Raw genomic sequence first — 14,077 nt, forward strand, 5'->3', positions numbered from 1 at the left:
AAGGGATCGGTCAACAGATAGGACAGCACGGTGCCGCCGAGCATGGCGGCGAGCGCCCAGTGGCCGAGGCGCACCTGCACCATGTCGCGCAGGATGAAGATCAGGCCGCCCCAGCAGGACCAGACCAGATCCAGGTGCGGATACAGGCTGAAGGCGAAGTTGATGGCAAGAATGCTGCCGATATAGGCGGCGAGCCAGAGCATGGCGGTGATCCTCCGAGAGCGGACCCGCGGCAATACGGGCGCTGATGACCGGAGCCGGCCCCGCGTGAATGCGAGCGCCCCGAGAAACCGCTCTAGCTATCAGAACATCGCCATGCTGGGAAGGTGCCGCGTGGGTACTCCCCCCGGTCCGTCAAACCGGAGCCGCGTCGCCCTTCATCAGGGCGTAGGTGTAGCTGTCGACCAGCGCTTCCATCGAGGCTTCGATGATGTTGGTGGACACGCCCAGTGTCGACCATTCGGCGCCGTCGGTCCGGGCGCTGCGGATCAGCACGCGCGGCATGGCGCCGGTGCCGTCCTTGGCCGCCAGGATGCGGACGCGATAGTCGGACAGGCTGACCTTGGCCAGCGCCGGATAGGCCGGCTCCAGCGCCTTGCGCATGGCGACGTCCAGCGCATGCACCGGGCCGTTGCCGTCGGCCACCTCCATCCGCACGATGTCGCCGACGCGCACGCGCACCACCGCCTCCGATTCCACCACCAGCCTGCCGACCGCGTTGTAGCGCCGCTCGTCGGTGACGTGGAAGCGCAGCAGCTCGAAGAAGCGCGGCACCTCGCCCAGTTCGCGGCGGACCAGAAGCTCGAAGCTGGCCTCCGCCGTGTCGTAGGCATAGCCGTCGCTGTCGCGCTGCTTCACCAGATCGAGCAGGCCGGACAGCCGCTCGTCCTTCGCATCCACGGCCATGCCGATGTCGCGCAGCCGCACGATCAGGTTGGAGCGGCCGGCCTGGTCGGACATGACGATCTGGCGGCGGTTGCCGACGGCGTCGGGGGCGACATGCTCGTAGGAGGACGGGTCCTTCTCCACCGCCGAGACATGCAGCCCGCCCTTGTGGGCGAAGGCGCTGGCGCCGACATACGGGGCGTGGCGGTTGGGCGCGCGGTTCAGCCGGTCGTCGAAGGCGCGGCTCAGCTGGGTCAGGAGAGGCAGATCCTCGCGCCGGATGCCGGTCTCGTAGCCCATCTTCAGCATCAGCGTCGGGATCAGCGAGACGAGGTTGGCATTGCCGCAACGCTCGCCCAGCCCGTTGATGGTGCCCTGGATCATGCGGGCGCCGGCCCGAACCGCCGCCAGCGAGTTGGCGACCGCATTCTCGGTGTCGTTGTGGCAGTGGATGCCCAGACGGTCGCCGGGGATGCCGTGCGTCTCCACCACCTCGCGGACGATGGCGTCGACCTCGTGCGGCAGGGTGCCGCCGTTGGTGTCGCACAGCACGATCCAGCGCGCACCGGCCTCGAACGCGGCCCTGATGCAGGACACCGCATAGGCCGGGTTGCGCTTGTAGCCGTCGAAGAAATGTTCGGCATCGAACAGCGCCTCGCCCTTGGCGGCGTGCAGCGCGGCGATGCTGTCGCGGATCAGGTCGAGATTCTCCTCGCGCGGGATGTTCAGCGCGACATCGACATGGAAGTCCCAGCTCTTGCCGACCATGCACACCGCCTTGGCGCGCGACTGCGCAAGCGCGGCCAACTGCGGGTCGTTGGCGGCACTGCGGCCAGGGCGCCGGGTCATGCCGAAGGCGGTGAAGGTGGCGCGGCTCAGCGCCGGCGCCTCGGCGAAAAACTGGTCGTCGGTCGGGTTGGCGCCCGGCCAGCCGCCCTCGATGTAATCGATGCCCAGCCGGTCGAGGTCCTTGGCAATCGCGATCTTGTCGGCGACCGAGAAATCCACATCCTGGGTCTGCGCCCCGTCGCGCAGCGTGGTGTCGTAGAGATAGATGCGCTCGCCCGTCATCGCCGCCTGACCTGTCAAGACAAAGGGATAGGCACCGGTTTGCCACCCTGTGGAAAGCCGGGAGAATGGACGATGCGGCGCTTATCCTCAACCGTTTTGACAAGAAACTTGCGGAAAGCGGGGCTTTGCCGCAACGGAAGGGAATGGCGGAGCGTTGCGCTCCGCCTTCCGGGGTCAGCGGGCGAACAGGCGGTAGAGGGCGGAATGGTCCAGCGCACCGTCTCCCTGTTCGACCAGCATCTCGAACAGTTCCAGCGACAGGCCGAGCGTCGGCAGGTCGATGCCGGACTGCTGCGCCAGTTCCTCCGCCTGCCGCAGATCCTTGACCTGGGTGGTGACGCGGCCGCCGGGGGTGAAATCGCCGGTGACCATGCGCCCGCCATGCAGATCGAGAATGCGGGATTCGGCAAAGCCGCCGCGGATGGCGTCGCGCACCTTCGCCGGATCGGCGCCTGCCGCCCTGGCCAGCGCCAGCGCCTCCGCCACGGCGCCGATGGTCAGGGCGACGATGACCTGATTGGCGGACTTGGCGATCTGTCCGGCGCCACTGGCCCCGACATGGGTGATGCGGCGGCCCATCGCCTGCAGCACCGGAAGGGCGCGGGCGAAGGCGGCCTCGGACCCGCCGGCCATGATGGTCAGCACCGCAGCTTCAGCGGCCACGGTCCCGCCCGAGACGGGGGCGTCCAGCCACTCCGCCCCGGCGGCGGCGGCCCGCTGGGCCAGGGCCCGGGTGGCGGCGACGGCGGTGGTGCCCATGTCGATCACCAGATGGCCGGGACGCAGGACCGGCAGCAGAGCTCGGCCAACGTCTCCACCGCGACGGTGTCGGTCAGCATCAGGACGATGGTGTCGGCCTGACGGGCGACGGCGGCGGGCCGGTCGCGGCGATCATCCCCTCGGCCGCCAGTTCGGCGACCGGGCCGGGGCTGCGGCTGGTCACCACCAGCTCCGCGCCGGCGCGGGCGAGCGCGCGGGCCATCGGCTTGCCCATCAGGCCAAGCCCGATGAAGCCGATTCGCCGGCCGGCGAGGTCAGGACGCGGGGTGTCTTCGGTCATGTCGGAGCTTTCGGAAAGAACGGGGAACTGTCACAGGCGCATGTGACGGGCGCGGGCGCCGCGTTCGATGGCGGCGGCGCACAGGCGGTCGACCCCCAGCCGGTGGCGGATCAGTTCCAGCATGCGCAGTTCCTCCTGCGAGGCCTTGGGATCGGCGGCGGCGATGTCGCAGGCGACCGCATAGGCGGTCTCGCGCAGCTTGGAGGGCAGCGCCTGCTCGATGATGGTCAGCACCGTGTCCAGCCCGTCATTGTCGGACAGAATGGCGGTGCATTCGCGGGTGGCGGCCATCACCTGATCGCCGCTGTAATCCTTGAAGATCGGCAGGTAGCGCACATTCTCGCCGATGGCTTCCAGTTCAAGGTCGGTCATGTCGCCGTCGCAGGCGGACACCAGGACCATGACGTAGATGAGTGCGCTGTGGTGGTCGATCATGGAGTCGGTCGGCTTTCTCATGGGGCGGTCTCCCCTCAAGGAGTGGTCGCGTATAAGGTCGGCAATCTCGAACGCCGCCGGAGCGCCGTCAAGCTTGGCGTCTCACGCCGCCCAGGCGGCGTTGTCTGACGTTGACGCCACAGGAGCGGCGTCAAAGGTGCCATGCTTGGCGCGGGGAGGTCGGCGGCTCGACGCGACGGTTGGGTCTGCCTATTGTTGCGCGCCATGAACGTCGTGCTCAATGTCGCTTTTCCCGTATTCGCCATCATTCTTGCCGGTTTCCTGTCCGGGAAGTCGAAGCTGCTCGGTGCCGCCTCGTCGGAGGCACTGAACAGGTTCGTCTATTGGATGGCGCTGCCGCCGGTGCTGTTCCTGGGCACCGCGCGGCGGTCGATCCCGGAGATCTTCAACGGCCCCTTCATCGGCGCCTTCCTGGGATCGATGCTGCTGGTCTATGCGCTGGGCGCGGTGATCGGCCGCCTCCTCCATCGGGAGCGCACGCAGATCCAGTGCATGCAGGGGCTGAACTCCGCCTTTTCCAACACCGGCTACATGGGGATTCCGCTGTTCCTGGCCGCCTTCGGGCCGGACCGGCTCGCCCCCACCATCCTGGCGACCGTCATCATGAGCGCCATCATGGTCGGCATCGCCGTGATCTGGATGGAGTTCGCCAACAGCCACGGCAATGGGCTTGGCAAGGCGCTGCGCGATGTCGGCCGGGCGCTGGCGAAGAACCCGCTGATCCTGTCCACCGCCGCCGGCCTCACCTGGTCGGCCCTGCTGCCGGGCGTGGCGGTGCCGAAGCCGATCGCCACCTTCTGCGAGCTGATGGGGTCGCCCGCCGGCCCTTGTGCGCTGTTCGCCATCGGCCTGTTCCTGGCCTCCCAGCGGCTGACCGCCGGCTTGGCGGAGGCGGGTTGGATCAGCGCCCTGAAGCTGCTGGTCCATCCGGCGCTGGCCTGGGTGCTGACGCAGACGCTGTTCCCGATGGATCCCTTCTGGACCGGCAGCGCCGTGATCCTGGCCGCACTGCCGACCGGCGCCCTGACCTTCGTGGTGGCGACCCAATACCAGACCTATGTGGAGCGCACGTCCTCGGCGATCCTGGTGTCGACGGTGCTGAGCGTGGTGACGCTGTCGGCGCTGCTGGCAGTTTATGCCCCCGGCGGGTGATCCGCTTGCCAATATTGTTGTGGAATGCAGGGATATATTACCCGCATAGCCGGAACGGCATTGAAAGAATATCCTTGAGATTGCGACCGTCACTTGGAGAGCAATTATCGACCTTCGATGCAGAGATTTAAAAATCAATCTTGAGTGGAAGATATTTCATAAATAAGATCAATAAAGTGAAAAATTAAAGAATAGTAAGTGTCAGTCTCGCGTTTGGGGCGCGTTGACGTTCTATTTACCGCTGATATAGTAAGATATCAGATGAAGCGGTCATTTTGGCAATTCATTAAATTGATTGCGGAGTGAACTGTTTGGCCATGAGCGCAATTGGGCTGGTGAGACTGGTGTTCCCAACGTGGCGCGGAAAAAATAAGACTCTTCACAGACGGAGAAGAAGGTGTTGGCTGGGTTGAAGATTTCGGCGCGTCTTGCGGCAGGGTTCGGGCTTCTTGTCGCCATGATCGTTGCGTTGGCCATATTCGCGGTGTTCCAGTTTGAAGACCTCGGCGATTCCGCCGCGCTGTCGCAGAAGCGGTCGGCGGTGGTGATCGGGATGAAGGACTCCTACCTGAACGTCAGGCAGGGGCGCGTGATGGCCTGGAGCTATGCGGCCACCGGCGACAGCAGCTACCTCAAGAACCGCGACGACGCCTTTGCCAAGGCCCGTGCCCAACTGCAGACCGTCAAGTCCATGCTCATCACCGACGAGGGACGCCGGCTGGTCGGTGCCTTCGAGGACACCATCGTCGATTTCGAAGCGCGCGCGCGGGCCTTCAACGACCTGAAGGCGAAAGGGGCGGACCCCTCGTCGAGCGAATACAAGGCCGCCATCGTCTCCATCGACGACGGAGCCAAGCGCTATGCCGAAGCCAACAACGCCGCTACAGCCTATGTCGACCGTCTCAACACGGATACGGCGAAGGAGGTCAACGGACGCATCAGCTGGGCGACCAGTGCCGTGATCGTCGTCGGCGTGATCGGGACGGTGATCGGCATGCTGACCGCATGGCTGATCGGGCGTGGCATCACCGGGCCGATGAACGGTCTGCGCGGTGTGATGGAGCGGCTGGCCGGCAACGAGCTGTCCGTCGAGGTGCCCGGCATCGCCCGGCATGACGAGATCGGTGCGATGGCCCGCACCGTCGAGGTGTTCAAGACCAACGCCCTGGAGGTCGAGCGTCTGCGTCAGGAGCAGGAGGCGCAGAAGGCCCGTGCCGCCGAGGAGCAGAAGCGCGCCATGAACCGGATGGCCGACAGCTTCGAACAGAAGGTCATGGGCATGGTGACCGCGGTCTCCTCGTCCTCGGGCGAGTTGCAGAGCACCGCGCAGACCATGTCGTCGGTGGCCGACGAATCGACGGCCGCCGCCTCGACCGTCGCCGCGGCGGCCGAGCAGACCTCGGCCAACGTGCAGACGGTCGCCGCCGCCACCGAGCAGCTGTCCTCCTCCATCAGCGAGATCGCCCGGCAGGTGGCCGAGTCCGCCCGCGTCGCCAACACCGCGTCGGTGGAAGCCGCCAACACCAACGAACTGGTGCGCAAGCTGACCGCCGCGGCCGACCGGATTGGCGAGGTCGTGAGCCTGATCAACGACATCGCCAGCCAGACCAACCTGCTGGCGCTGAACGCCACCATCGAGGCGGCGCGTGCCGGAGAGGCCGGCAAGGGCTTCGCCGTCGTCGCCAGCGAGGTCAAGAGCCTGGCCAACCAGACGGCGCGGGCCACCGAGGACATCAGCCAGCAGATTTCCTCCGTTCAGGAGGAGACCCGCAACACCGTCGCCGCCATCCAGAGCATCTCCACCATCATCGAGCAGATCCAGGGTATCTCCACCACCATCTCTTCGGCGGTCGAAGAGCAGGGCAGCGCCACGCGGGAGATCTCCCGCAACGTCCAGCAGGCGGCCCAGGGCACCCAGCAGGTCAGCGGCAACATCGGCAGCGTGACGCAGAGCGCCGAGGCGACCGGAAACGCCGCCGGCAAGGTGCTCGAATCCGCAGGTCAGCTGTCGCAGAACGCCGAACGGCTGAGCCGGGAAGTCCAGGACTTCCTGGCGTCCGTCCGCGCGGCGTAATAGGGGCGGGGGAGGGAGGAACCCTCGCTCCCCCCGCTTTCACCAGCCCCGCAGGAACTCCGCCGTCTCCTCCACCGCCTGCTTCAGCCCGACCCGCCGCATCTCCACCCCGTCCGGGAAGGCGCCGGCCAGCCGGCTCGGCATCATGGAGTCGAGCAGCACGAACACGCCGGTGTCGTCGGCCCGGCGGACCAGCCGGCCGAAGGCCTGCTTCAGCCGCAGCCGCGTGATCATGTCCTCGTAGCGGCGGCGGCCGAAGGCGTCGCGCCGGGCGCGGTGCAGGATGTCGGGGCGGGGCCAGGGCACGCGGTCGAAGACGATCAGGCGGAGCGAGCGGCCCGGCACGTCCACCCCGTCGCGCACCGCGTCGGTGCCGAGCAGGCAGGCGTGCTCCTCGTTGCGGAAGATGTCGATCAGGGTGGAGACGTCCAGCGGGTCGACATGCTGGGCGTAAAGGGGGATGCCCACCTGATCCAGCGGTTCGGCGATGCGGTCGCGCACGGCGCGCAGGCGGCTGATCGCGGTGAACAGGCCGAGCCCGCCGCCGCCAGCCGCCAGGAACAGCGATTTGTAGGCCGACGCCACCTGTCCGAGATCGTCCTTGCGAACGTCGTTGACGACGAAGACGCGGGTCCGGTTCGGGTAGTCGAAGGGGGAGGGGACCTGGGCGCGGATCGCCGGGGCCGGCAGGTGGCTGGCGCCGCTGCGGTCCTCCGCAGCGCGCCAATCTTGTCCGACATCGCCGGTGCCGTCGGTCAGGGTGGCGCTGGTCACCACCAAGCCATGGGCGGGGCCGGCCAGCGCCTCGGCGAAGGGAACGGTCGGATCGACCCAGTGGCGGTACAGCCCGACATCGATGTCCCGGCCGTCGATCCGCTCGACCGCGAACCAGTCGACAAAGTGGGACGGCGTTTCGGTCGGCAGGGTGCGCAGCATGGCCCGCCACGCCTCCACCGTCAGGGTGCCGCGGCGGTGCAGGCTGCGCGACAGCGCATCGATGCGGCGGCGCTGGTCGGAATCCAGCTCGGCGCTCTCATCCTCCAGCCGCTGGGCCAGCCGGCGGGCCAGGGCCGCCAGCGGTTCGGACAGGCGGACCAGCGCCTGTTCCAGCTCCGCCGCCGCCTCCAGCAGCCCATCGACCGGATAGGCCTTGTCGGCCTCCAGGCTGTAGGGGCCGCCCTGGCCGGCGGTGCGGGCATAGACCTGTTGGCGGGCCAGCAGCAGGAAGCGTTCGGTCGGCCCCTGCGGGTTGTCGGCGGCCAGACGCGCCGACCAGCCGTCGGCGGGCAGCACGCGGGCGCCGATCAGGATGTCGTCGAGGTGGCGCAGCGCCTCCTCGTCATTGGCGACGATGTCCTCCAGCCGGCGCTTCAGACCGCGGGCACGGCTGCGGCCTGTTTCCTCGGCTCCCAACAGCCAGCGCCGCAGCTCCTGCGTCTCGCGGCAGGTCAGATGGCCGGCGAAGGCGCTGTCGGCGGCGTCGAAGACATGGTGCCCCTCGTCGAAGACATAGCGGCTGGGCAGCGTCGGCTCCTCGCCGCCGCCCAGCGCCGCCTGCACCATCACCAGCGCGTGGTTGGCGATGACGATGTCGGCCCTGCGGGCGCGGCGCACGCTCTTCTCGATGTAGCAGCGGGCGTAATGGTCGCAGGCGGAATAGATGCATTCGCCGCGGCGGTCGGCCAGCCCGATGGTCGGGCCGCGCCCGGCGATGTCGACCAGCCAGCCGGGGAAGTCGCCGCCGGTCATGTCGCCGTCGCGCGTCGCCGCCGCCCAGCGCGCCATCAGCCCGACGCCGATGGCGTTGTGCGGCTGGAAGGGCATGGCACGCACCGCGTCTTCCAGGTTCAACAGGCACAGGTAATTCTCGCGCCCCTTGCGCAGCACCACCTTGCGCGCCTTGGTCGCCGGGTCGGCATAGAGCCGGTCCAGCTCCGCGTCGATCTGGTGCTGGAGGTTGCGGGTGTAGGTGGAAATCCACACCGTCCCGCCATTCTTCTCCGCCCACACCGTGGCCGGCGCCAGATAGCCCAGCGTCTTGCCGACGCCGGTCCCGGCCTCCGCCAGCACGACATTGGGGGTGTCGGGCAGCTGGCGCGGGGCGAAGGCGGCGGACACCGCGCTGGAATAGTCGGCCTGCTGCGGCCGCGGCTCCGCCACCTTGCCCAGGACGTTGGCCGACAGCAGGACGGCGAGGCGGCGGCGCGCCTCCTCCGGGTCCACCGGATTCTGCGCGGGCGGCGGCGGCGGGGCGCCTTCCTCCCACTCCTTGATGCGGGTCCAGACGCGCAGGCCCGAGCGGGCGGCTCCCTTCTCCGGCCCGTCCGGCTTGCCGAGCGCTGCCAGCACGGCGGGTGCCCAGGGCCAGCCGGCCCGCCCCATCTCCCAGGCGAAGGCGACGGGGTCGGACGCCTCTTCCCGCCCGGCGGCTCCCAGGTCGCCCAGAAGGCGGCGCACGGCGCGCTGCAGGGCCAGCGCCTCCGCCTCATGTCCCTCCGGGGTGGGGAGGTCCAGCGCCTCGGCGATGCCGCGCGGGGTGGGGACGCAGAAGCGGGCCGGGTGGACGAAGGCGAACAGCTCCAGCACGTCGAAGGCGGGGAAGCCGTCGATCCCCAGCCGGCGGGCGAAGGCGCGGGCATGGCAGACCAGCGGCGGCTGGCGGCGCACCGTCGAGGCGGCGGCGGCCAGCGACAACTCCTCCACCTCGCCGTCGAGCGTCAGCGACACGACCCGGCGCGCGCCGGCCACCATGGCGGGCGCGTCGTCGAGGCTGTGCATCGGGGGGGGATCGGCGGTCAGGTCCATCGGCGGCACTATATGGTGGCCGACCCTTCCAAAGCGAGCGCCGGATGTTGACGGCCCGCCGCTTCACCCCCATTGAGGGACGTCCGGAAGAGCCGAGCGGAGACGGGACTTTATGCGGAAGCTGCTGCGCTGGGCACTGATCGGGTTGGCGGGGCTGACGGCCTTCACCATCCTGTGGGCAGCGCTCTACCGGGTCGTGCCGCCGCCGGCAACACCGCTGATGCTGATCCGGGCGCTGGGCGGCTCCGGCCTGTCGCGCGATTGGGAACCGCTGGACCGCATCTCGCCGGCCCTGGTCGAAGCGGTGATCGCCTCGGAGGACACCGGCTTCTGCGGCCATGGCGGCTTCGACTGGGCGGCCATCGAGGGCGCTTTCGAGGAGAACGAGGAGGGCAGGCGCCTGCGTGGCGGCAGCACCATCAGCCAGCAGACCGCCAAGAACGCCTTCCTCTGGCCCGACCGCAGCTGGACCCGCAAGGGGGCGGAGGCCTGGTTCACCCTGCTGATCGAAAGCCTGTGGAGCAAGCGCCGCATCCTGGAGGTCTATCTGAACATCGTGGAGTGGGACGACGGCGTCTATGGCGCCGAGGCCGCCGCCCGCCACCATTTCGGCAAGTCCGCCGCGGCGCTGACCCGGCGCGAGGCGGCGCTGCTGGCGGTGGTCCTGCCCAGCCCGCGCAGCTGGTCGCCCGTCCGGCCAAGCGCCTATGTCGCCCGCCGGGCCGGGGTGATCGAGCGGCGGATGGCGGTGGTGCGGCGGGATGGGCTGGCGGACTGTGTGCGGTGAGGGGTGTCGGGCACCCCCCCTCCACAAAATCTTAACCGCCACTGCGCTACACTCATGTCCGCTCCCGCCGCCCGGCCCGCAGGAGGCCGACCATTGGCCACGAATCGTCCGTTTCACGGAAGCCTGTTCTCGCCACCGCCTCCTGCCCCCGTGCGGGACGAGTTGGCACCGCATCATGACTCCCAGCCCGCGCCGGCGCACCCGACTCGCATCCTGATCGTCGTCCTGGTCGCCCTGTTCACCCTGGCCGCCCTGGCCTATGGCGGCGGCGTCGCGCTCGACCGCATTCTGGAGCAGCGGCGGGTCGAGGCGCGGATGGGGCCGAAACCCCGGCTGGCGCAGCTGCCGGAGATCGAAGTGCCGCTGGGCGGATCGCGGGCGGTGGAGATGAAGGTGTCGCTGGTGCTGGCGCCGAAAATCGAACCAGACCGCATCCTGCGCTATCAGGACCGCATCGCCGACCGGCTGTTCCAGACCGTCAGCCGGGTGGACAGCGAGGCGCTGACCGGCCCCGGCTCCGCCGACATCCTGAAGGCACGCATCAAGGAGGCGGTGAACCACGAGGCGGGCACCGGGCTGTTCAGTGACATCTACATCGAACGCATGGTCGTCAAGTGAACCACGCGGGTCTCCTTCTGCGATCGGTCTTGTTTTGTGCGGCGCAATAGCCTATGTAGGGCGTCTTGATCGCTGGAGGCTCGCGCGTCTCTTGAGCGAGACGCGCTGTGATTGCGCAACGGCAACCCCCTCGGGGGCAAACGTCCCGGTGTTCTAGGGGCGCTTTGGCCGCTGCATCGGATAGACGCCTCTCCCTCTATCGACCTCCTCCCGGCGAGTCCGCCGGTATGTCCCACGCCCGCCATCGGGGCGCGCGGGGCCGTGCCGTGTTGCTTTGAGAAGGTTGATCCGACTTGTCGTTTTCCGAACTCGGCCTGCACCCGCTCGTCCTGAAGGCCCTTGAGGCGTTCGAATACACCACCCCGACCCCGGTCCAGCTGGCCGCCATTCCGCCGGCGCTCCAGGGCCGCGACATCCTCGCCACCGCCGAGACCGGCACCGGCAAGACCGCCGCCTTCATGCTGCCGGCGCTGACCCGCACCGCCGAGCTGCCGCTGAACGGCGCCGCCACCCCGCGCGTGCTGGTGCTGGCCCCGACCCGCGAGCTGGCCAAGCAGGTCACCGACGCCGCCCGCAAATACGCGAAGTTCATGAAGCTGAACATCGTGGACGTGGTCGGCGGCATGCCCTACCGCGAGCAGCTGCGCCTGCTGTCGCGCCCGGTCGACGTTCTCGTCGCCACCCCGGGCCGTCTGCTGGACCATGTCGCCCGCCGCCGCATCGCGCTGGACGAGGTCGAGGTGCTGATCCTCGACGAGGCCGACCGCATGCTGGACATGGGCTTCCTCGACGATGTCGAGACCATCGCCAAGTGCTGCCCGCCGACGCGCCAGACCATGCTGTTCACCGCCACGCTGGACCGCCGCATGGCGCAGCTGGCCGGCAACCTGCTGCGCAACCCGGAGCGTGTGGCCGTCGAAAGCCAGGCGACCTCGGTGAATGTCGAGCAGCGCCTGCACCATGCCGACGATCTCGACCACAAGCGCCGCCTGCTGCAGCATTTCGCCGCCCAGGAAGAGGTCGGCAAGGCGATCATCTTCGCCGCCACCAAGCGTGATGCCGACACGCTGGCCGAGGAGCTGAGCGCTGCCGGCCATGCCGCCGCCGCCCTGCACGGCGACATGGACCAGACCAAGCGCAACCGCACGCTCCAGCGCCTGCGCACCGGCCAGGTCCGCCTGCTGGTCGCCACCGACGTCGCCGCCCGCGGCATCGACGTGCGCGACATCACCCACGTCATCAACTTCGACCTGCCGCGTTCGGCGGAGGACTATGTCCACCGCATCGGCCGCACCGGCCGTGCCGGCGCCTCGGGCGTTGCGATCTCCTTCGCCGCCCGCGCCGACCGCGAGACCCTGGTCCGCATCGAGCGCTACACGAAGGCGACGCTGGAGGTGCATGTGGTGCCCGGCCTGGAGCCGACGCGCCCCTTCACCACCGGTGGTGCCGGTCGTCCGGCTGGCCGCAACGGCCGTCCGGGTGGCGGTGCCGGCAAGCCGTGGCACCGCAACGGCGAGTCCAAGGGTCCGCATGCCCCGCGCGGTCCGCGTCCGGACTATGCCCGCAACGACAACCATCGCGGCGACGCCCGTCCGGACCATGGCCATGCCCGTCGTGATGCCCACGGCAACGGCAAGCCGGCGGCCCGTGCGAAGAGCTGGTAACCGGCAGCGTCCCTGACGCTTCTGCGCCTTGAATGAAAACGCCCTCCCTGCTGGCCTCGCGGTCGGCAGGGAGGGCGTTTTCATGTAGGCTTGGCTTGGTCGGCCGGCCTTTACTGGAACGCGATCTTGGCGTTGTCACCCGGATCCGGCGACTGGCCGGTCAGCTTCGCCTTCACATAGCCATAGGCGTAGACCATGGCGCTGGACGGGCTGTCCCAATATTCGGCCTGATCGACCGACACCTTCAGCAGGGCGACCTCGGGGTCGTCCGGCCCCTGGGGGAACCAGGTGCTCATGATGTCGCGCCACAGGAAGCGGATCTTGTCGCGGTCGCGCACGACCTCGGCGACACCGGAAGCCGACACGTAATCCTGCTTGTCCGGGTTTGAATAGGCGAGGTTGACGCGCCAGTGGCGGTCGATCTCGTCCACCTTTTCGGAATGGGCGCGGGTGAAGAACCACAGGGTGCCGTCTTCGAACCCCGCATGGGACAGCGTCGCCATCGGACGGGAGTTCAGCCGGCCGTTGTCGTCCAGCGTCGTCATCATCGCGACCTGGACGCCCTTCATCATCTCCCAGAGCTTCTTGACGTCACCCTTATCGGGGCCCTGGTCGGGGCTGTGGCCAGCGGTGGTGCTATGGACCATGGTCTGCCTCTCGTTCGGTAGCCCAACGGAGACTGGGGAACGCCTGCGGCGGTCAGAAAGTTCCGCACTGCAGATTCATTCCCCCGACAGACCAAGCCCCGCCCCCGGTGTGGTGGTGGTCGATCCGGGTCAGCGACCATGGATCGATCCGCAGCCGCAGCGCCGCCTCCGGTGTCAGGTCCAGCGCCAGCGCGAGTGCGCCGCGGATGCTGCCGGCATGGATCACCGCGACCAGATCGCGTCCGGCATGGAGGTCGGTCAGCCGCTCCACCGCCTCGGCCGCGCGCTCCATCACCATGGCGAAGCTCTCGCCGCCGGGCGGGGCATGGCGGGCCGGATCGCGCCAGAAGCGGGCCGCCGCCTCGGCGTCGCGCAGGGCCGCGGTGTCGTGGCTGATCCCCTCCCAGTCGCCGAAATCCTGCTCGGACAGCGCCGGTTCCACCACGGCGGTGCCGGCGAGCCGGGGGTTGCGGCTCCACAGCGCCTGCGCGGTCTGCCGGCTGCGGCGGAGCGGGCTGGTCAGCCACAGGGCGTCGGCGGGCAGGCTGGCCGCCAGCGCCGCTGCCGCCGCGCGGTTGCCGGTGTCGGCCTCGCGGTCGCTCGCCCCGCAGATCACGTTGTCCGGGTTGTGGACCGGCGCATGGCGGATCAGCCACCAGCGGGTGACGGTCAGGGGGATGAGGCTTGCCGCGCTCATGCCGATGCTCCCATGAGGGCGGAGAGGGTCAGCAGCACCGCCGCTTCCGCCACCTGCTGCGCTGCGCCGAAGACGTCGCCGGTGTGTCCGCCGATCTGTTTCCGGGCGAGTGCCGACACCGCGACCACCGCCAGAAGCGAGGCCGCCAGCGCCGGCAGGGC

Annotated in this window: 13 protein-coding genes and 1 pseudogene; 5 read left to right on the forward strand and 9 right to left on the reverse strand. The window is 68.8% G+C overall.

The window, feature by feature from the left end; translation table 11 throughout:
* From I71_RS15355 to I71_RS15375, 5 genes and pseudogenes are all read right to left on the reverse strand, one after another.
* A pseudogene (locus tag I71_RS15355) lies at positions 1-203 on the reverse strand (preQ0 transporter); the annotation flags it as partial.
* Positions 204-354: 151 nt separating this feature from the next.
* Positions 355-1,956 carry a citramalate synthase gene (gene cimA / locus I71_RS15360; protein WP_042695723.1) on the reverse strand — a complete coding sequence of 534 codons (1,602 nt, stop codon included), beginning with the start codon at positions 1,954-1,956 and terminating at the stop codon, positions 355-357.
* Between the two features lie 174 nt (positions 1,957-2,130).
* The gene (locus tag I71_RS39750; protein ID WP_280109878.1) at positions 2,131-2,715 is read right to left on the reverse strand and encodes an NAD(P)-dependent oxidoreductase; all 585 of its coding nucleotides are present in this window, start codon (positions 2,713-2,715) and stop codon (positions 2,131-2,133) included.
* A 79-nt stretch (positions 2,716-2,794) separates the two neighbouring features.
* On the reverse strand, positions 2,795-3,016 hold the full coding sequence (locus I71_RS40590) for an NAD(P)-binding domain-containing protein (protein ID WP_042695724.1): 222 nt from the start codon (positions 3,014-3,016) through the stop codon (positions 2,795-2,797).
* A gap of 30 nt (positions 3,017-3,046) precedes the next feature.
* Positions 3,047-3,472 (reverse strand): tellurite resistance TerB family protein, encoded by a 426-nt coding sequence (locus tag I71_RS15375; RefSeq protein WP_042695725.1) that lies wholly within the window; start codon positions 3,470-3,472, stop codon positions 3,047-3,049.
* A 204-nt stretch (positions 3,473-3,676) separates the two neighbouring features.
* Between I71_RS15375 and I71_RS15380 the strand changes: the two genes are divergently transcribed.
* Positions 3,677-4,624: an AEC family transporter gene (locus I71_RS15380; protein ID WP_042695734.1), complete on the forward strand. Its 948-nt coding sequence runs from the start codon at positions 3,677-3,679 to the stop codon at positions 4,622-4,624.
* Positions 4,625-5,024: 400 nt separating this feature from the next.
* Complete coding sequence (locus I71_RS15385; protein WP_148294249.1) at positions 5,025-6,698, forward strand: methyl-accepting chemotaxis protein; 1,674 nt, start codon at positions 5,025-5,027, stop codon at positions 6,696-6,698.
* Between the two features lie 39 nt (positions 6,699-6,737).
* On the opposite strand, the gene I71_RS15390 is transcribed toward I71_RS15385, so the two are convergent.
* Positions 6,738-9,503: an ATP-dependent DNA helicase gene (locus I71_RS15390; RefSeq protein ID WP_042695727.1), complete on the reverse strand. Its 2,766-nt coding sequence runs from the start codon at positions 9,501-9,503 to the stop codon at positions 6,738-6,740.
* Between the two features lie 112 nt (positions 9,504-9,615).
* Here I71_RS15390 and mtgA point away from each other — a divergent pair, with 112 nt between their 5' ends.
* The 3 genes from mtgA (at position 9,616) to I71_RS15405 (ending at position 12,572) form a co-directional block, all read left to right on the forward strand.
* The gene (gene mtgA, locus I71_RS15395) at positions 9,616-10,290 is read left to right on the forward strand and encodes a monofunctional biosynthetic peptidoglycan transglycosylase (RefSeq protein WP_042695728.1); all 675 of its coding nucleotides are present in this window, start codon (positions 9,616-9,618) and stop codon (positions 10,288-10,290) included.
* Between the two features lie 162 nt (positions 10,291-10,452).
* Entirely contained in the window at positions 10,453-10,908 is a 456-nt protein-coding gene (locus I71_RS15400; protein WP_244433858.1) for a flagellar basal body-associated FliL family protein, read from the forward strand.
* 293 nt (positions 10,909-11,201) lie between these two features.
* Positions 11,202-12,572 (forward strand): DEAD/DEAH box helicase, encoded by a 1,371-nt coding sequence (locus I71_RS15405; RefSeq protein WP_042695730.1) that lies wholly within the window; start codon positions 11,202-11,204, stop codon positions 12,570-12,572.
* A 110-nt stretch (positions 12,573-12,682) separates the two neighbouring features.
* Here the strand turns inward: I71_RS15405 and I71_RS15410 are convergent, their stop codons facing one another.
* Genes I71_RS15410 through I71_RS15420 form a run of 3 tightly spaced genes read right to left on the reverse strand, consistent with a single transcriptional unit; the run spans position 12,683 to position 14,074 of the window.
* On the reverse strand, positions 12,683-13,219 hold the full coding sequence (locus I71_RS15410) for a pyridoxamine 5'-phosphate oxidase family protein (RefSeq protein ID WP_042695731.1): 537 nt from the start codon (positions 13,217-13,219) through the stop codon (positions 12,683-12,685).
* 52 nt (positions 13,220-13,271) lie between these two features.
* Entirely contained in the window at positions 13,272-13,916 is a 645-nt protein-coding gene (locus tag I71_RS15415) for a histidine phosphatase family protein (protein WP_042695732.1), read from the reverse strand.
* Positions 13,913-14,074, reverse strand: coding sequence for an adenosylcobinamide-GDP ribazoletransferase (locus I71_RS15420; protein WP_307188998.1), 162 nt, complete (start codon positions 14,072-14,074; stop codon positions 13,913-13,915). Before I71_RS15420 ends, I71_RS15415 begins: the two co-directional genes overlap by 4 nt.
* Positions 14,075-14,077: the final 3 nt, after the last annotated feature.

Source organism: Azospirillum sp. B506 (assembly GCF_000333595.1).
GTDB lineage: Bacteria > Pseudomonadota > Alphaproteobacteria > Azospirillales > Azospirillaceae > Azospirillum.